This is a genomic window from Microvirga sp. P5_D2 (assembly GCF_054049475.1).
The window spans coordinates 1-16,198 of sequence record NZ_JBFUMH010000124.1 but is presented as its reverse complement, the minus strand read 5'-3'; the positions used below and the strand labels follow the sequence as shown (position 1 = coordinate 16,198).

At 60.4% G+C, this 16,198-nt stretch carries 21 protein-coding genes and 1 pseudogene; 18 read left to right on the top strand and 4 right to left on the bottom strand.

Annotated features, from left to right (window positions below; all coding sequences use genetic code 11):
• The 6 genes from ACXJKO_RS23100 to ACXJKO_RS23075 form a co-directional block, all read left to right on the top strand.
• Positions 1-760: IS256 family transposase (locus ACXJKO_RS23100; protein WP_457093417.1), on the top strand; the 760-nt coding region annotated here is incomplete at its 5' end.
• A 189-nt stretch (positions 761-949) separates the two neighbouring features.
• Entirely contained in the window at positions 950-1,168 is a 219-nt protein-coding gene (locus ACXJKO_RS23095) for a hypothetical protein (RefSeq protein ID WP_457093416.1), read from the top strand.
• Between the two features lie 168 nt (positions 1,169-1,336).
• The gene (locus ACXJKO_RS23090; RefSeq protein ID WP_457093415.1) at positions 1,337-2,032 is read left to right on the top strand and encodes a phosphoribosyltransferase; all 696 of its coding nucleotides are present in this window, start codon (positions 1,337-1,339) and stop codon (positions 2,030-2,032) included.
• A 300-nt stretch (positions 2,033-2,332) separates the two neighbouring features.
• On the top strand, positions 2,333-2,794 hold the full coding sequence (locus ACXJKO_RS23085; protein WP_457093414.1) for a host attachment protein: 462 nt from the start codon (positions 2,333-2,335) through the stop codon (positions 2,792-2,794).
• A gap of 115 nt (positions 2,795-2,909) precedes the next feature.
• Complete coding sequence (locus tag ACXJKO_RS23080) at positions 2,910-3,593, top strand: CBS domain-containing protein (RefSeq protein WP_457093413.1); 684 nt, start codon at positions 2,910-2,912, stop codon at positions 3,591-3,593.
• A 183-nt stretch (positions 3,594-3,776) separates the two neighbouring features.
• Complete coding sequence (locus ACXJKO_RS23075) at positions 3,777-3,917, top strand: hypothetical protein (RefSeq protein WP_457093412.1); 141 nt, start codon at positions 3,777-3,779, stop codon at positions 3,915-3,917.
• A 405-nt stretch (positions 3,918-4,322) separates the two neighbouring features.
• Here ACXJKO_RS23075 and ACXJKO_RS23070 read toward each other — a convergent pair whose 3' ends face one another.
• The gene (locus tag ACXJKO_RS23070) at positions 4,323-5,009 is read right to left on the bottom strand and encodes a dienelactone hydrolase family protein (protein WP_457093411.1); all 687 of its coding nucleotides are present in this window, start codon (positions 5,007-5,009) and stop codon (positions 4,323-4,325) included.
• A 114-nt stretch (positions 5,010-5,123) separates the two neighbouring features.
• Between ACXJKO_RS23070 and ACXJKO_RS23065 the strand changes: the two genes are divergently transcribed.
• Positions 5,124-5,531 carry an HPF/RaiA family ribosome-associated protein gene (locus ACXJKO_RS23065; protein WP_457093410.1) on the top strand — a complete coding sequence of 136 codons (408 nt, stop codon included), beginning with the start codon at positions 5,124-5,126 and terminating at the stop codon, positions 5,529-5,531.
• Here ACXJKO_RS23065 and ACXJKO_RS23060 read toward each other — a convergent pair.
• The gene (locus tag ACXJKO_RS23060) at positions 5,524-6,684 is read right to left on the bottom strand and encodes an IS30 family transposase (RefSeq protein WP_457093409.1); all 1,161 of its coding nucleotides are present in this window, start codon (positions 6,682-6,684) and stop codon (positions 5,524-5,526) included. The genes ACXJKO_RS23065 and ACXJKO_RS23060 overlap by 8 nt on opposite strands.
• A gap of 71 nt (positions 6,685-6,755) precedes the next feature.
• Here ACXJKO_RS23060 and ACXJKO_RS23055 point away from each other — a divergent pair.
• The 11 genes and pseudogenes from ACXJKO_RS23055 to phaZ form a co-directional block, all read left to right on the top strand.
• Positions 6,756-6,923, top strand: a pseudogene (locus ACXJKO_RS23055) (cold-shock protein); the annotation flags it as partial.
• 219 nt (positions 6,924-7,142) lie between these two features.
• Entirely contained in the window at positions 7,143-7,313 is a 171-nt protein-coding gene (locus ACXJKO_RS23050) for an RtcB family protein (protein ID WP_457093418.1), read from the top strand.
• Positions 7,314-7,467: 154 nt separating this feature from the next.
• Entirely contained in the window at positions 7,468-7,986 is a 519-nt protein-coding gene (locus ACXJKO_RS23045) for an Hsp20/alpha crystallin family protein (RefSeq protein WP_457093408.1), read from the top strand.
• A gap of 108 nt (positions 7,987-8,094) precedes the next feature.
• Positions 8,095-8,898 (top strand): phosphate ABC transporter ATP-binding protein PstB, encoded by an 804-nt coding sequence (pstB, locus tag ACXJKO_RS23040; protein WP_457093407.1) that lies wholly within the window; start codon positions 8,095-8,097, stop codon positions 8,896-8,898.
• A 23-nt stretch (positions 8,899-8,921) separates the two neighbouring features.
• Entirely contained in the window at positions 8,922-9,641 is a 720-nt protein-coding gene (gene phoU, locus ACXJKO_RS23035; RefSeq protein WP_457093406.1) for a phosphate signaling complex protein PhoU, read from the top strand.
• 74 nt (positions 9,642-9,715) lie between these two features.
• A complete protein-coding gene (locus ACXJKO_RS23030; protein WP_457093405.1) occupies positions 9,716-10,903 on the top strand; it encodes a CapA family protein in 1,188 nt (395 codons plus the stop codon).
• A 242-nt stretch (positions 10,904-11,145) separates the two neighbouring features.
• Positions 11,146-12,078, top strand: a complete 933-nt coding sequence (locus ACXJKO_RS23025; RefSeq protein ID WP_457093404.1) for a helix-hairpin-helix domain-containing protein — start codon at positions 11,146-11,148, stop codon at positions 12,076-12,078.
• A 420-nt stretch (positions 12,079-12,498) separates the two neighbouring features.
• Entirely contained in the window at positions 12,499-12,933 is a 435-nt protein-coding gene (locus tag ACXJKO_RS23020) for a DUF2267 domain-containing protein (RefSeq protein WP_457093403.1), read from the top strand.
• Positions 12,934-12,975: 42 nt separating this feature from the next.
• Complete coding sequence (locus ACXJKO_RS23015; protein ID WP_457093402.1) at positions 12,976-13,188, top strand: hypothetical protein; 213 nt, start codon at positions 12,976-12,978, stop codon at positions 13,186-13,188.
• 106 nt (positions 13,189-13,294) lie between these two features.
• Positions 13,295-13,525, top strand: coding sequence for a hypothetical protein (locus ACXJKO_RS23010; RefSeq protein ID WP_457093401.1), 231 nt, complete (start codon positions 13,295-13,297; stop codon positions 13,523-13,525).
• A gap of 137 nt (positions 13,526-13,662) precedes the next feature.
• The gene (gene phaZ / locus ACXJKO_RS23005) at positions 13,663-14,808 is read left to right on the top strand and encodes a polyhydroxyalkanoate depolymerase (RefSeq protein WP_457093400.1); all 1,146 of its coding nucleotides are present in this window, start codon (positions 13,663-13,665) and stop codon (positions 14,806-14,808) included.
• A gap of 75 nt (positions 14,809-14,883) precedes the next feature.
• Here phaZ and ACXJKO_RS23000 read toward each other — a convergent pair whose 3' ends face one another.
• Complete coding sequence (locus ACXJKO_RS23000) at positions 14,884-15,465, bottom strand: nicotinamidase (protein ID WP_457093399.1); 582 nt, start codon at positions 15,463-15,465, stop codon at positions 14,884-14,886.
• Between the two features lie 501 nt (positions 15,466-15,966).
• On the bottom strand, positions 15,967-16,198 hold a 232-nt coding region (locus tag ACXJKO_RS22995; protein WP_457093398.1), incomplete at its 5' end, for a transposase.

Genomic DNA, 16,198 nt, shown 5'->3' with positions numbered 1-16,198 from the left:
GGCCCAGTTCGCCTCACGCCGGCTCGAGGAGCCGTTCCCGTACCTGATCCTGGATGCCCGTTACGAGAAGGTGCGTGAGGGCGGCATCGTCAGCTCGCAAGCCGTGCTGATTGCGGTGGGTATCGACTGGGACGGCCGGCGCCAGATCCTGGGTGTGGAGATGGCCAACCGGGAAAGCCAGTCCTCGTGGCGGACGTTTCTGCTCGGCCTGCGGGAGCGCGGGCTCTCAGGGGTCGAGCTGGTGGTGGCGGACGACCATGCCGGCCTGCGGGCCGCGATCCGCGAGGTGCTGTGCGAGGCCGCCTATCAGCGCTGCTATGTGCACTTCCTGCGGAATGCCCTCGATCACCTGCCGCGCAAAGCGGATGATGACTGCCTGCAGGAGCTGCGCTGGCTCTACGACCGTCGCTCGGTTGAGGAAGCACGGCGGGATCTGGCGGCCTGGATTGCTAAATGGGAGGCACGCTATCCGCGCCTGGTGGCCTGGGCCGAGGAGACGATCGAGGAGACGCTGACCTTCTACCGGCTGCCGCGCCAGCACCACAAGCACCTCAAAAGCACCAACATGCTCGAGCGCCTCAACGAGGAGATCAGGAGGCGCACCTACGTGGTGCGGATCTTCCCCAATGCCGCCTCATGCTGCCGGCTGGTGCGGGCCCTGGCGGTGGAGACGCACGAGAACTGGCTCGAGGCCCACCGCTACCTCAATATGGAGGATCTGAAGGAGCACAAGAAAGACCAGCTTCGCGAAGCCGCTTAGCCACCCTGCTCGGCCGTCCCGCTTTGCAGAACTTGACGAACACAATCTTTGCAACGTCCGTTCGCTCAGATTGATGTCGGTCAATGCGGAACGGCTGCCTAGCGGGTCTCAAGCCAAATTGAGAGAAGAGGATGTCCCGATGCGCGGCACGAGTGCCAGCCCTGTGGAACTGATATCAGCCCGGAAAAGGTGGTCTACATCATCGTCAAGGCGCGCGAATCCGACGCAAAGGTGGATCCTGCCTTCAGGGCTGACAGCATCGAAACCGCGGCTAAGGTGTCAACCCTGATCAGGACCTTTGGGCACGCGCAGGCTGAGATCTCGGCGGTGACGGAGTGGCAGCGTTTCAAGGAGGTCGTCCGGTACCTGCCGAGCATGACGGGTCAGGTTGGGACGCTGGGAGTATAGGGCGATGCCCTCGCGGATAAGAGCAGTCAACTTCCCCGTGAGAGATCTGGGCCGCTCCGCTGAATAGAGGGTCGAGTATCCCAGTCCGGCGAGTTGCACGAAGTCTGGGATCGTTCCAGCAGGGCACCATGAACCGTTGGACACATGAGAATGGTTAAGGAGCGAGCGATGTCATTTAAGAATCGGTCCGACGCTGGCCGTAAACTCTCTGGCGCGCTCGCGAGATATCAGGATCAGCATCCGGTGATTCTCGCACTGCCGCGCGGCGGTGTTCCCGTTGCGGCGGAGGTTGCTGCGGAACTCAACGCACCGCTCGACCTCATTATCGCTCGTAAGATCGGCGTGCCGTCACAACCTGAGCTGGCCATGGGCGCTGTTGTCGATGGCGAGACGCCCATCATCGTGCGCAACGAGGACGTCATTCTGCTTTCCGGTGTCAGTGAAACGGAATTCAAGGCTGTCTGTGACGCTGAAATCGCCGAGATTATACGACGGCGCCGGCGTTATCTGGGGCATCGTGCGCGGGCCGATATCACTGGGCGAACGGCTATCGTGATCGATGATGGCATTGCCACCGGCGCAACAACGCGCGCAGCGTTGCGGGCAACCTGGGTGCGCAACCCGAAAAAGCTTGTTCTGGCGGTGCCGGTGGCCCCTTCGGATACGCTTGCCGAACTTCGGAGCGAGGTTGATGAACTCATCTGCCTTGAAGAGCACGAGCTCGTCGGAGCGATTGGCTGCTACTATGCCGACTTCCGCCAGGTTTCGGATGAGCAGGTTATCGACATTCTCAAGCACTTTCCAGCGGGCGGGCCGGAGCAGACTGGCGGCCTGTCGCGCGAAGATCTGAGCAAAGGCGACTAGCCTCCTGCCGCACAACGGTTGAGGACGCCGCCCGAGCGATCGCTAGACCTTTTGCAAGAAGATTTCGAGTGGCGATCGTGGGAGATCCATCCCGGTCCCGCCATCAGGCCCGCGTTCCGACACGTCTATGAGGTGTCGGAACGCGGAACCAGGCGCCGACTCAATCCCGCTGCTCCGCCAATATGCGGCATCTCCGGTCTGTTTGATCAACCAGAATGACATTCGTCAAAGTGTGCTGCCGCCCAGAGGCTAAGACTAGGCGATGATTGCAGGGAAGGGGCGGAAAGGGAGAGCAGAGCCGTGCAACAGAAGCTTGCGATACCTCATGATGCCTGTGTTCTTGTCGCTGACGGCCGGAAGGCGCTCCTGCTCAGAAACGAAGGCGATGAACTCCACCCCAACCTGCAACTTGAGCACCTGCTTGAGGCTCCCGAGAACCCACCGACCCGCCTGCAAGGAACGGACAAACCGGCGCGAGCCGTCATCAGTGGGCGACGCAGCGCCATTGAGCAGACCGACTGGCATGAAGTCGCAGAAGTCCGGTTCGCGAGCGACACAGTTGCGGCCCTGAAAGATGTCTGCAGCCATCGAAACGTTGGAGCCGTCATCATTGTCGCTCCGCCACGCGCCCTTGCCAATCTCCGAAGCGCGCTGCCGGCGCCTCTCCATCGCGTCGTAATGGCGGAGATTGCCAAGGACCTGACCAAGATACCGGTCTACGAGATTGAGCGGCATCTGACGAGGGAGGGACGCCCTCGTTGAAGGCCACCGGAGCATGTTCGGGCGACGGGGTCGGTTCGCTCAGTTGCTTTGAGGCTTACAGTTTGGCCTCAAGCGCCTTCCGGAGCTCAGATCTATCGAAAGGGAGGATTCGCCGATGAAAGCCACAGATGTAATGGGCAGTCACGTGGTCACGATCCGTCCGGATGCAGCCGTCCGGGACGCTGCCCGGCTCATGCTCGATCATGGGATCAGCGGTGTCCCGGTCGTCGATGCGGAGGGAAACCTCACTGGAATTGTCAGCGAAGGTGATCTGATCCGGCGCGCCGAAATCGGTACGCAGAAACACAGGTCGGGGTGGCTCGAATTACTTACTTCGAGAGAACAGCTCGCAGATGAGTTCACGAAGGCGCATGCTCTCAAGGTTGCCGATGTGATGACGCGTGATGTGGTTTCAGCGGGCGAGGATGCCTCGCTTGCCGATATCGCCACAATCCTGGAGCGGCACGGCATCAAGCGGGTACCCATTGTGCGGGACGGGAAGGTCATTGGCATCGTCAGCCGCGCCAATCTGTTAAGAGCCCTGGCGAGTGCGCCCGTCCAACAGGCGGTGGCTGCGGATGATGCGACACTGCGCGAACGGATCGTTGAGCAGATCCGTTCCGTGCCAGGCGGAATGCCCTGGCTGCTCTCGGTTCTCGTGCAGGATGGCATGGTTGACCTGTGGGGTCCGATCCAGTCCGAGGAGCACCGCAGGGCCATTCGCGTGGCCGCGGAAGCAACCCCCGGAGTGAGGCAAGTCAACGACAACATGTATCGAATGCCCTCGTCAGGCATCTGACGCCGGTCTCCAGCATGTGTTTGCGGACCTCATCTGCCAGGGCGATGCCGGGAACGCCCGGAAGCTGAGGGTGCGTGGCTGCTCCCAGTACGAAAAAACCATCGTTTTGCCACCTCAGTGGTGGCAATGTAGGCGACAACCAAGATCACCATGGAGCCCATGATCGGACCGGGAAGCGGGACGGTGAGCGAGATCGCCTTGGTGGTGGGCATCCTCTTCGAGCTTGACGATGACATCGGCTGCGAACACTCCTCCATCCATCGGAATGAGCGTTGCAAAATCAGGGAGAGGATTGGTGAACAGGCCGGTCAGATGGGCCTGTGAGGCCGATGCAAGGGCCTCTGCATGCTGAAGGCGTTCCTCATCGCTCAGTGTGCCATCCAGATGAACAATGACATCCTTGATCATTGGCGCTCCTTTTGCCTGACCTCATGTCACTTGGAGGCGGAAGGTGTCCCCGGTGCCCTCAGGATGAGGTGCATCACCCTGAGGGCATGGCAAACAGGATAACGACTCTGGACCAAATAGCTTTGCGATTTATCAAAGGACGGCTCGCCGGACAGACGGGGCTCCGCTCTCGCGCTGCATTCCACCGGACGACTGCCGGTAGTGATGGTCTTCATCTGAGCCTCCCCAGTCTGTCTGTCGCGAAGCGTATGAAGTGATCCGTCGACGCACAGGGCCGGGGAGATACGCTATTGCGTGAACGACATAGCTTGTTGAGAAAGATCAAAGCGAAGTCGTCGGTCCGGAACGCTTGGCACGATTGACCCCTCGCTCGGTTAGGTGCTTGGCGAACCAGTCCGAAGCAGTTGCGACGACCCGATCCAGCGCTCCCGGTTCCTCAAAGAGATGAGTTGCGCCTGGGATAACGACCAGGCTCGTGGGGCAACGCATCTGCCTTTGTGCTTCGCGGTTAAGCTCCAGGACGTCATAGTCCCTCCCGCCGACGACCAGCAGGGTGGGAGCTTCCACATCCCTCAAAGCCTCGCCGGCCAAGTCCGGGCGGCCGCCGCGTGAGACCACGGCCTGGACGTGGCAGGGAGCCTTTGCTGCAGCGACGAGAGCCGCCGCAGCGCCTGTGCTTGCGCCAAAAATGCCGGTCTGAAGCGTAGCCAGCTCGTCCTGGCGACCCACCCAGCGCAAGGCTTCGTGGACCCGGCTTCCCAGCAAGGAAATATCGAAGACGTTTCTGCGATCTTCGGCTTCCTGATCTCTCAACAGGTCGAAGAGGAGCGTTGCAAAGCCATGGCTGTTCAACTGTCGTGCCACATGAGTGTTGCGCGGGCTGAGGCGGCTTGAACCGCTGCCATGGGCGAAGACAACCAGGCCGTTGCAGTCAGACGGCAGCGCCAGCGTACCAGGGAGCGCCAAAGGGCCGATGCTGACGTCTCGCGTGGTGTATGACTGAGACATAACTCACTATAGCCACTTGGGACCGGCGGTTCTTGACATTCCTCAATGCAGGGAAGGGAGGGGCGTCCACGCTTTCAGCAACTTTTCCCGTCTGGGCGAAGCAGGAGCGTCATCATGCAGATCCCGGCTCAAATCGATTTCCAGGGCTTCGAGCCAACGGAGCAGCAGCGTGTCCTGATCGAGCAGAAGATGGCCGACCTCAGAAAGTTCTGCGAACGCATCACCACCGGCCGTGTCGTGATGAAAGGACCCGGACAGCGTCATCGGACGGGTGGGCAGTACGAGGTCAATATCCATCTGATTCTTCCCGATGGACGCGAGGTCGCCGTGGAGCACACGCCGCCTGAGGACGAGCGGTTCTCGGATCCGGCATTTGCGATCACCGATGCCTTCAACCGGGCCCGGCGGCAGCTTCAGGATGCGATGCGTCGTATACAGGGCGAATTCAAAGTCCACGAACCCCAGCCGATTGGAACCGTGAGTCGGGTGCAGCCTGAAGAAGGATATGGTGGGTTCAAGTGATGAGCGCAACAGCTTTGGCCAGGGTAGCTCCTGGAGTTTGGAAGCCAAGGGTTTTTCGTGGCCGGGTATTGAGCCTGAGTGCAACCGCATCCAAATCGCTTTGACTATGCACGGACAAGTCTGAGCCCTTCGGGAAGTACTGCCGGAGCAAGCCATTAGTGTTCTCGTTGCTTCCCCGCTGCCAGGGGCTCTGGGGATCACAGAAGTAGACGTCAACGTCAGTCGCGACGCTGAACCGCTTGTGATAAGCAAGCTCCATCCCGCGATCCCAGGTCAGCGAGGCCATCAATCCGTGAGGCAGACGTTGAACCTGCCGCACAAGAGCCTTCACCACGCTTTCGCTGTCTTTGCCGTCAACGCGAACGAGCATCACGAACCGGGATTGTCGCTCGACCAAGGTGGCAATGTGAGTGTTCTTGCCGCCTGCGAGCAGGTCGCCTTCCCAGTGACCCGGCACGGCCCGATCCTCGACTTCAGCCGGACGCTCGCGGATCGAGATGGCGTCGATGATCTGTCCCCTTGGCTGGCCAATGGTACTGGCCGTCTTGGAGCGTCGCATGATCCGTCGGCTGCGCAGATGGCGGGTCAGCTCCTTCTTCAGGACACCTCGAGCCTGGACGAACAAGCTCTTATAAATCGTCTCGTGGGACACCCGCATGATTCTGTCGTCGCGATACTCGGTCTTGAGCCATCCCGAGATCTGCTCAGGAGACCACTCGTTTTGCAGCTTATCCGCGACCAGCATCTGAAGCGATGGGTGAACAGACAGCAGGCAAGGCTTTGGTCGCAAGCCTTGTTGCCAGGCGCGCTCATCGGCACTGGTGGCGCGATACTTCCTTCTGCCCCCGTTCCGACTGACTTCCCGGCTGATGGTCGAAGGAGATCGACCGAGTTGAGCCGCAATCTGATGAAACGACCACCCGGCCATGAGGCCGCGCGAGATCTCCTCCCGCTCCTCTGGCCGCAAAGTCCGCCTCGACCGCTTCCTTAGAGGCGGAGCGATGCCTCCCTTGGCCAGGACGATGCCGAAGACCGATCCTGCATGCTTGCCGAGAGAGCGGCCGATGTCACTGAGCGACCAGCCCTCCTTCCATCGAGTCCAGAGCTCCCGTTTCTGCTCTGCCGATAAGCCTGGTCGGCCCATGCGCGCCATGGATAGTTCTCCCGAAGCACAACGAAATCAATCATGGTGCACTGACCGGTTGAACCCACCATGGCTTTCTTAAAACAGGGGACGGGCGCGAGATCTACTTCCACCGGAACAGCGTGCTCGACGACGCCTTCGCGCGCCTGAAGCCGGGGCTGCGGGTGACGTTTTCCGAGGAAATGGGCGACAAGGGCCCGCAGGCCAGCACCGTCAAGCGACTCGGCAAGCATGGGCTGCGCCGATGAGAGCGATCATCTCCCCATCCTCCTGGCGTCACTTTCCGCATGAGGCAGATATTCGCCCGGGCGGTGCTGTCGTGGTCCACTGCAATGCTCCTAGCATCGACCTGCTGTTCGTTGAATGAACTATTACCGGGACCTACGAAATGGCGGTCCGGCGCATGGTGTTTGGATGCTTCCCCGTCCGGATTGCGGGCACCGACGTCATAGGCAAACTGTGGGGCAATCCCGTCGATTGAAGAGGAGGGTTGCATGGACGCCGCCCGACCGGAGAACGTGTCAGAGCGCGCCAAGGAGCGTCAGCGCCGCGAGATGGGCACACTCGGCTCCGGCAACCACTATCCTGAGGTCCAAGCCGTCGCTGAGATCTTCGATCCGGCGGTCGCTCAGCCTTAATTGTCCAGCGCCTTGCGATGCGGCTCCGCCGAAGCAGAGAATAACCGAAGAGTTGACTCAGAGCTTCTCCCAAATTGACCAAACGCAAAGTGCCAAGGGCTCGGGTGGAGCAGCCTGACGTCAGGGGCTGGGGAATACGATCGGAGATTTTGACATGGCCGAGACGACAACGCTTCCAATCAGAAAAGACCGAACGGCACGAGTCGAGACAGGCTGGTCTCCACTTGAGAGCATGCGCCGGGAGATGGACCGATTGTTCGACGAGTTCGGACGAGGCTTGGCTTTCCCGACTCGGTGGGGCATGCCTGAGGTCGAGCCATTCTGGCGGACCAGGGGGCGCGGCATCGAGCCGGTGGTTGATCTCGTCGAGAAGCCTGACCGGTACGAGATCACAGCCGAGCTTCCAGGCATGGACGAGAAGAACATTGAAGTGAAACTGTCGAACGAGATGTTGGTGATCAAGGGCGAGAAGAAAGAAGAGAAGGAAGAGAAGGAGGCGAACTACTACATGTCTGAGCGGCGCTACGGCTCGTTCCAGCGTGCCTTCCGCCTGCCCGAGGGCATCAACACGGACAAGATTGAGGCCGGCTTCAAGAACGGTGTTCTCACCGTGGCCTTGCCGAAGAGCGAAGAGGCCAAGAAGGAAACCAAGATCGACGTCAAGGCAGCGTGAGCTGGCCATTGGGAGGACCTCCACCTGAGGCCCTCCCAATCATCGTGTCTTTGGACTTGGCGATGGTGCCTGAAAATCGTTTCGGGAAGTCTTTCGTTGGAATTGATGATGCTTACAGCGGCGCCTGCGGCGGGGGCCTCAGCTCCACAACCAGTCCCACTGGCTTGTATCGCTGTGCACCATCTCCATTTCTATTACGGTGAGTTTCAGGCCCTCAAAGACATCACGATCGACTTTTACGAGCATCGGGTGACGGCACTGATTGGCCCRTCCGGCTGCGGCAAGTCCAYGCTGCTGCGGGTCCTGAACCGCCTTTACAGCATGTATCCTGACCAGCGGACGGAGGGAGAGGTCATTCTGGACGGGCAGAACATCCTGAGCCCAACGATCAACCTAGACGAGCTGCGCACGCGCGTCGGCATGGTGTTCCAGAAGCCGACGCCGTTTCCCATGTCCATCTACGACAACGTCGCATTCGGCATCAGGATTCACGAAATGCTGCCGAGAAGGGAACTGGACGGCCGGGTCGAGGAGGCGCTTCGCAGGGCCGCCCTCTGGGAAGAGGTCAAGGACGACCTGCGCCAATCCGGTCTGGACCTGTCCGGGGGGCAGCAGCAGCGTCTGTGCATCGCTCGTGCCATTGCCCCCCGGCCAAAAGTGCTTCTGCTCGATGAGCCAACCTCCGCCCTCGATCCGCTTGCGACCGGAAAGATTGAAGATCTCATCGAACAGCTGCGAAACGACCTGACGATCATTATCGTGACCCATAACCTGCAGCAGGCGGCCCGGATCTCGCAATTCACGGCGTTCATGTATCTGGGCGAAATCGTCGAGTTCGGACCGACCGACACCATCTTTCTGAACCCGACTGAGCCACGGACCCGCGATTACGTCACGGGCCGCTTCGGCTGAGATTGGAACCGGAGGAGATCTCCATGACCGACCACCACATCGTGACATCCTACGATATCGATTTGCAGAGCCTCCGCCAAAGTCTTCTGGACATGGGCAAAGAGGCGGAAGGGATGATGAAGGACGCCGTGACGTCGCTTGCACAGGGAGATATCCCGCTCGCAGAATCCGTCGTTGCAGCCGACCCCCAGCTCGATCGCCTGCAGAGGCATCTCGAAGAGCGGGCTGTCCTGCTGATCGCGCGACGGCAGCCGATGGCAATTGACCTGCGCGAAATCATCTCGACGATCCGGCTTGCAGGAGACCTCGAGCGCATCGGGGATCTCGCTAAGAATAACGCAAAGCGGGTTCTCGCCATCCGGGCTCCTCTTCCGGCCGGAAAGGTCAAGAACGACATCCAGCGCTTGAGCGATTTAGTCCTGTCGCAGATCAGGAACGCCCTCGATGCCTACGCGAGACGGGATGACGTGGAGGCGCTGGAAGTCTGGCGGAATGACGCCTCCATCGATGAACTCTACACGGCGTTCTTTCGAGAGGTTCTCCATTCCATGATCGAGAGCCACCAAGAGATCGCATCATCGACGCATCTGCTCTTTTGCGCCAAAAATATCGAACGGATCGGTGATCATATCACGAGCATCGCAGAGACCGTCCATTATCTCCTGACTGGGGAGAGCCTCGGGGAGCGGCCCAAGCAGGACCACTCCTATTTTGAGACCATGGAGCAGAACAGCGGCCCATGAGCGTCTGTCATGCAGGGTATGAGCGCAGACCTGAGGTGTCTACGCTACGATCAAATCGCAGGAGCATGATGCAGATGCTCCTGGCGCTTGCTGCAAGCCCTGTTCCACCCGGCACAATCAGCATGTCCAGCCCGGTCACGGCCCGCGAGAATCGACGTTCAGGAAGCACCGTCACCATTTTCCTATGTGGGGATGTCATGCTCGGGCGTGGCATCGATCAGGTGCTGCCATTCCCAAGCGATCCGAAGCTTCACGAGGGTTACGTTGATTCCGCGCTTGGCTATGTTCGACTAGCGGAGGAGGCGCATGGCCCGATCCCAAGGCCGATAGACTTCGATTATGTGTGGGGCGCTGCCCTGAACGAGTGGCGGCGAGTCGATCCGGATCTGCGCCTCATCAATCTTGAGACCGCCATCACGCGTAGTGACGCCTTTGAGCCCAAAGGCATCAACTATCGCATGAGTCCGGAGAATGCCCGCTGCCTTCTCGCAGCCGGGGTCGATTGCTGCGGCCTCGCCAACAATCACGTTCTGGATTGGGGCGAGCCGGGCCTGATCGAGACCCTGCAAGTTCTCAGGCGCCTGGGCATATCCGCTGCCGGAGCGGGCCCGAATCTGGCCGAGGCCAGGGCCCCTGCAGTTTTGGATATTTCTGGGACAGGGCGTGTCATCGTCATGTGCTACGCGACGACGACGAGCGGAACGCTGCCAAACTGGGCCGCGACGCCGACCAGGCCCGGCGTGAACCTCCTGCCCGATCTGTCCAATCAGGCGGTCGATCAGATCGCCCGGCAGGTGAGGGCGGTCAGGCAAGAGGGCGACATGGTGATCGTCTCAATCCACTGGGGACCCAACTGGGGTTATACCATCCCGGATGAGCACACGCGGTTTGCCCATGCCCTGATCGACCGGGCTGCTGTCTCGATCCTGCATGGCCACTCCTCGCATCATCCGATTGCGATCGAGCGCTACCACGACCGACTGATCCTCTACGGCTGCGGCGATTTCCTTAACGACTACGAAGGCATTGCCGGCTACGAGGAATTCCGAGGCGATCTCAGCCTGATGTATTTCGTGACCGTAGACGCAGTCACGGGTGATCTCATTGGCCTCGAGATGACGCCGCTCCAAATCCACCGGTTTCGCCTGAACCGCGCGACGGCCGAGGATGCGGAGTGGGTGCAACGCAGGCTTGATAGCGAGTGCCGGCGCTTCGACAGCAGGATCACCCTTGGTCCAGGTCATCGCTTGATCTTATCGTGACCCGGTTCGGCTAAACCTTTTCAGCAGCGTTGGGCCCGTCGCTTGACCAGCCTTGCGAAATGTCAATGCGGTGTGCCGTCGAACGGCGATGGTGCTCAAGAAGTGGGCTTCGTTCCACGCCGGTGGGCCGGCAGGGATCGAAAGGCATCGCCTCAGGCCACCTGAACGGCTAACTGGTCGCCTAACATCGGTGCCGTCGCGCATGGGGCGCTCTTTGGCCGAACAGAGGACGGAGAGGGATCTTGAAGCCACATGACACCGTACAGGCTGGCTCCTCCAGGAGGGGCTTCCAGGGCGCAGCCTCTCCAAATCGTGCCCGCGCATGGTGCAACCAGGAAGTTGCCGAGCGCCTTCAGGAGACGGCGGATCTCCTGGCTGCGACCGACGGCGATCCCTTCCGTGTGGCGGCCTACCGCACGGCGAGTGAAACCGTGGCGTCCCTCGACCGCAACCTACGGGAGATAGCTCAGGGCGGGGCGGAGGCCCTGGAAGCTCTTCCTGGGGTGGGGCACGCGATCGGTCGAGCGATCATGCAGTTGGTCGAGACCGGACGCTGGCCCTATCTTGAGCAGCTTCGCGGAAGCGCCGATCCGGTTCGGCTTTTCCAGATGATCCCGGGCATCGGACCTGAACTGGCTCAACGGATCCACGATACTCTGCATGTCTCGACACTTGAGCAACTGGAGGACGCAGCTCACAGAGGGCGCCTGGATAAAGTGCCCGGCATTGGGGCACGCCGGACGACGATGCTGCGAACCGCATTGGCGGGGATGCTCTCGCGGGTCGGTCGGCGCGGTGCAGCGCCGGCGCGCGAGCCCAGCGTTGATCTTCTGCTCGATATCGACCGCGAGTACCGGGAACGGGCTGACGATCTTCCGAAGATTGCGCCGCGTCGCTTCAACCCCACTGGCGAGGCGTGGCTTCCCGTCCTGCACACCCAGCGGGGCCAATGGTCCTTCACAGCCCTTTATTCTAATACGGCAAGAGCCCATGAACTCGGGAAAGAGAAGGAATGGGTGGTGATCTACTTCAGCGCTGATCAAGGCCCCGAAGGGCAACGCACCATTGTCAGCGAAACCCACGGCCCCTTGACCGGGCGCAGGGTGGTGCGAGGCCGGGAGATCGAATGTCGGCATTGCTATCAGACGAGCACAAAGCCGGAAAGGGCTCAGTAGAACTGCTCAGCCCGTTCGCGACCTTTTGGCTCCGTTCGGTAGCGGCAACCGCATCGGCGATCCGCCGCCACATATCCTCGAGGGAGCGATCATAGGCCACAGCGCCGCGGCGGTAGCGTTAGCGCATGTCCCAAATCTGACGAGCGATATCGGGTATCTCAGCTGGTGACTTCGTCCACCTTCCATCTGCCTCCAGGACGGGCACAGTCCCGAGAGGCGTCCGATAGAAGACCATGATGCCCCATAGGCACGAACGGGATTTGACGAAAGCCAATGAGTTCGGGGGTGCAAAAGGGTTGAATTTGTTTTCCGGGCCTCCTCAAACGGCGACTTTGACTTTCGTCAACACTGCCGCCAGAGGCCGCCGCTATCGTTGGTAGGAAAGAGGCTGACGACATAGACATCTCCGACGAGGCTCAGATGAGTGCAACCGGTCTTGCTGTTTTCGACAAAACGCTGCAGGTGACCAACACCTGGCTGGACGAGATTGTAGCCGAGCTCGGTCCCGACCGGCAGGTCGCGTGGCATGTGCTTTCCGCAGTCCTCCATTCCGTGCGGGATCGGCTCCCGCCGGAGCTCGCCGTGCATTTGGGGGCACAATTACCCATTCTCGTGCGGGGCGCCTACTACGATCAATGGCATTTCACACCTGAGCCCGACCGGGACAGATCCCTGGAGCACTTCCTCGATCGCGTCGGCCAGGGACTGAAGAGCATCAGGCCGATCAACCGGCCCGACGCTGTCCGGATCGTCTTCTCGGTTTTAAGCCGGCACCTGGATGAGGGGCAAGTTGCCAAGGTCCGAGACTCGCTTCCCCATGAGATTCGAGCGCTTTGGCTATCAACCAACAGGTGAGCCCACGGGCCATTCTGTCCGGCCAGGACTGAACAAGCAGCCATGCACACATCCGTCGAAGCCTATGGAGGCCCTGCTCGAGCCGATGGTGCGATCCGGCAATTCACGGTCCAGGCGGAGAATGTCGACGAGACCATCGCGATCGGCCGCTGGAGCCCACGCGGCCCGTCTTTCCAACGTTTCGAAATCGTGAATAAAACGCCCACCTTCGACCGGGATCAGCCTAGCATCATTGAGCAAGGTGATGGCCCCTAACCTGAACGGGACGTGAGAGCGCAGCTCTCGTGACGATCCATTGGCCAAGGCGCCGGACAGCTGAAATGGCTATCGAGTTCCGGCGAGCAGATGAGGTGAGGGCTCCATGAAATACACAATCAACGCCCTCTATCTGCCTCAAGGCAGCGTGCGCCCGGTCGCCAACGAACAAATTGTCGACGTCGAAGCTGATGACAACCGCTTCGTGTTGAAGCCAGACATCGGCGATCACGTTCGTCTTCCGAAGGAGGATGGATCCACGGCCCTGAGTGGGTGCGTCAAGTCACGCCTGTTCAGCTATGCCGCTAGCTCCTGTCATGTCGACGTCATCCTTTGAAGAAGCGAATGAGCGCATCGGTGCTCTGGCTGCCCAATAAGCAGAAGCTTGATCGGTGGCTGCCCTGCCCGATCAATGTGAACCCGGAGTTCAAGGCGTAGGGATCGAGGGGCCTGCACAATGGAAGGGAAGATCACATGTCGACCCCTCGCAATCGCACGCCAATCTCAAGAACCGTCGAGGGTAATGCGCCTTCTGAACGAATTCATTCCCTGGCAAGGTCGCGTTTCGACATCGAAACCTTGCACATTGGGCAGGCGACTGTCCGCGTCACGCAGTCCGATCAGCTGAGCCTTCCCTTTGATCTTCTGACGACCTTCTCCCATCCGAAAGTCGGCCCCCGCAGAATTCTGGTCGTGGCCCCGTTGGCCGGCGGCTTTCCCGTTCTCCTGCGTGACCTTGTCGTCGGTCTGTTGCGACATGACACGGTGAGCGTCACGGATTGGCTGGACGCCCGCTACGTGCCAGCTCATGAGGGACAGTTCGGCCTGGAGGACAACATCCGCTATGTCATGGCCATGATGCGGCAACTTGGACCGGAACTCGATGTCGTCGCCGTGTGCCAAGGGGCCGTGGCGGCGCTGGCCGCCACTGCTCTGATCGCGACAGAGAGCCCTGACCAGGCCCCCCGGTCCCTCGTGTTGATCGGCGGGCCAGTTGATCCGCTGGCCAATGCTACGCGGGTGGTGCGCCTCGTCCGGGCCTGTTCCCTCCAGTGGCTCCAGAACAACGTGATCGAAGCGGTTCCTGCCGGTTTCCCGGGGGAAGGGCGTCTCGTCTATCCTGCTGGGCACCAACGGACGACCTTCTCCGCCTATCTGGCCCGTCACCTCGCCGCGCGAGGCGAGCTGCTCTGGAAGCTCCTGAGGGACGATGGTGAAGATCCAGTCCGTTTCCCGTTCTTGAGACTATGCCTTCTGATGATGGATCTCCCTGCGCAGTTCTTCCTGGATAACATCCGTGAGGTGTACCATCGCCGATCGCTCCTTACGGGCGATCTGCTGGTCGGCGACAAGCGGGTGAACCTCCCTGCGATTCGACGCACCGCTCTGATGACGATCGAAGGTCAGGATGACGATATTGCTGCCCCAGGCCAAACCCATGCCGCCTGCGTGTCGGTTCCGGAGGAATGGCGCAGCCATCTGCTTGTGCCCGGGAGCGGTCATTTCTCTCTGTTTCACGGCGGGATCTGGCGCCAGACAGTGCTTCCTGGCATCCTGTCGTTCCTTGAGAAAGCGCCACCAGTTTCTGGCAGGCACCACGGCGCACCGGGACATGGTTGAAATCCACAGCGCATTCGACGCTCATCCACAACACAGGCGGGCTACATCAGGCAACTACCGCGGCGCCCAGCCACATCAGGGGTTCCTAGGTGACTCGACCACGACTCCCCCACTCTCCATCTCCTGGAGCGCAGCCTTCCCTGATGTCAAGCTCAGCGGCTGGCTTCCGCGCGGGATCAGATGCACCTCGAAGCCCTCCTGGGTCGCGTCCAGAGCGGTGTCCCGAACGCAGACATCCTGCGCAAGGCCGCCGATCCAGAGGCGAAGAATGCCGCGATCGCGCAGCGCCTTGGCGAGCCCGGTCTCGTCGAAGGCCGAGTATTGATCCTTGTCGAAGCGTGTCCCTTTGGTCACGATCAGCGTTCCCTCCGGGAGCCGAAGGTTGGGATGGAACGATGCACCCTCCGTATCCTGAACGCAGTGCGGCGGCCAAGACCCGCCAGCCGATTCAAAGCTGACGTGCTCGCGTGGGTGCCAGTCCCGCGAAGCGATGATCGGAATTCCTGCAGACTGCGCGGCTGCAATCCACTCGTTGAGAACGGGCACGATGGCATCGCCTCGATCGACGGGGAGGGCACCGCCGGGGCAGAAGTCCTTCTGAACGTCGACGATGAGAAGAGCGTCCCCGGTTCTGAGTGCATCATGAGGTTCGGTCATTGATGGCCTCCGTATGAGTCAGGTCCGTCCGAAGGTCACCGCGTACAGTTCGCATATGTGCTCGCGACGGCTCCCAGTTTGGCAGAGTGGCGGCCCGCCCAAGGCTCTTAGCTTGCATCAGAGCACATGGATTGTAGCGTTTCCGATTTTGATCCTCATTCCGCACTGGGACGCTTTCGTTGCCGCTGCGTTCCGAGGAATTCCAACTCGCGCGGAGGTCTCCGCTCCATCGTGTCCATAGCTGCGCCGGGCATTTTTTCAACTCCAGCAGTGGGCTATCAATGTATGATCATTTCCGCGCCGCAAATTGACTTACCTCAATGGCTCGCATGCTATGGAGCCCTGCGCCCCGAAGTAGGATGTGCCCTGATCCTTCTGCCGCAGCATCATGAACGTAAGCTGTGCTTGCGCCACCTTTCCCGTTCCGTGATGTGGCCTTGAAGGTCCATCTTTGAGAATTGTCAGTTTTCTTCCGTATAGTTCCCCTAGAGCATCGGATGTTTAATCGGACGCATATCCAGCAGCCTTGAGGTAGTTCCAACATTCTTGTGGCTCGAACAGGTTGCAGATCTCACCGAGGGTGCGCCAGAGCGCGTCCAAGGTGCGGGCTTCGGCTTTGCGCAGATGCGCTTTGATCTTGGCAAAGGCTTGCTCGATCGGGTTCAGATCGGGCGAATAAGCCGGCAGGAACAGGAACCAGGCTCCGCGTCGCCTCAGACACTGAGCGGCCTTT

Coding starts and splice junctions, on each gene's coding strand:
- ACXJKO_RS23000 (WP_457093399.1), bottom strand. CDS start 15,465: ATGACCGAACCTCATGATGCACTCAGAACCGGGGACGCTCTTCTCATC.
- ACXJKO_RS23015 (WP_457093402.1), top strand. CDS start 12,976: ATGCACACATCCGTCGAAGCCTATGGAGGCCCTGCTCGAGCCGATGGT.
- ACXJKO_RS23010 (WP_457093401.1), top strand. CDS start 13,295: ATGAAATACACAATCAACGCCCTCTATCTGCCTCAAGGCAGCGTGCGC.
- ACXJKO_RS23030 (WP_457093405.1), top strand. CDS start 9,716: ATGCTCCTGGCGCTTGCTGCAAGCCCTGTTCCACCCGGCACAATCAGC.
- ACXJKO_RS23045 (WP_457093408.1), top strand. CDS start 7,468: ATGGCCGAGACGACAACGCTTCCAATCAGAAAAGACCGAACGGCACGA.
- ACXJKO_RS23020 (WP_457093403.1), top strand. CDS start 12,499: ATGAGTGCAACCGGTCTTGCTGTTTTCGACAAAACGCTGCAGGTGACC.
- ACXJKO_RS23070 (WP_457093411.1), bottom strand. CDS start 5,009: ATGTCTCAGTCATACACCACGCGAGACGTCAGCATCGGCCCTTTGGCG.
- ACXJKO_RS23060 (WP_457093409.1), bottom strand. CDS start 6,684: ATGGCGCGCATGGGCCGACCAGGCTTATCGGCAGAGCAGAAACGGGAG.
- phaZ (WP_457093400.1), top strand. CDS start 13,663: ATGTCGACCCCTCGCAATCGCACGCCAATCTCAAGAACCGTCGAGGGT.
- ACXJKO_RS23080 (WP_457093413.1), top strand. CDS start 2,910: ATGAAAGCCACAGATGTAATGGGCAGTCACGTGGTCACGATCCGTCCG.
- ACXJKO_RS23090 (WP_457093415.1), top strand. CDS start 1,337: ATGTCATTTAAGAATCGGTCCGACGCTGGCCGTAAACTCTCTGGCGCG.
- phoU (WP_457093406.1), top strand. CDS start 8,922: ATGACCGACCACCACATCGTGACATCCTACGATATCGATTTGCAGAGC.
- ACXJKO_RS23065 (WP_457093410.1), top strand. CDS start 5,124: ATGCAGATCCCGGCTCAAATCGATTTCCAGGGCTTCGAGCCAACGGAG.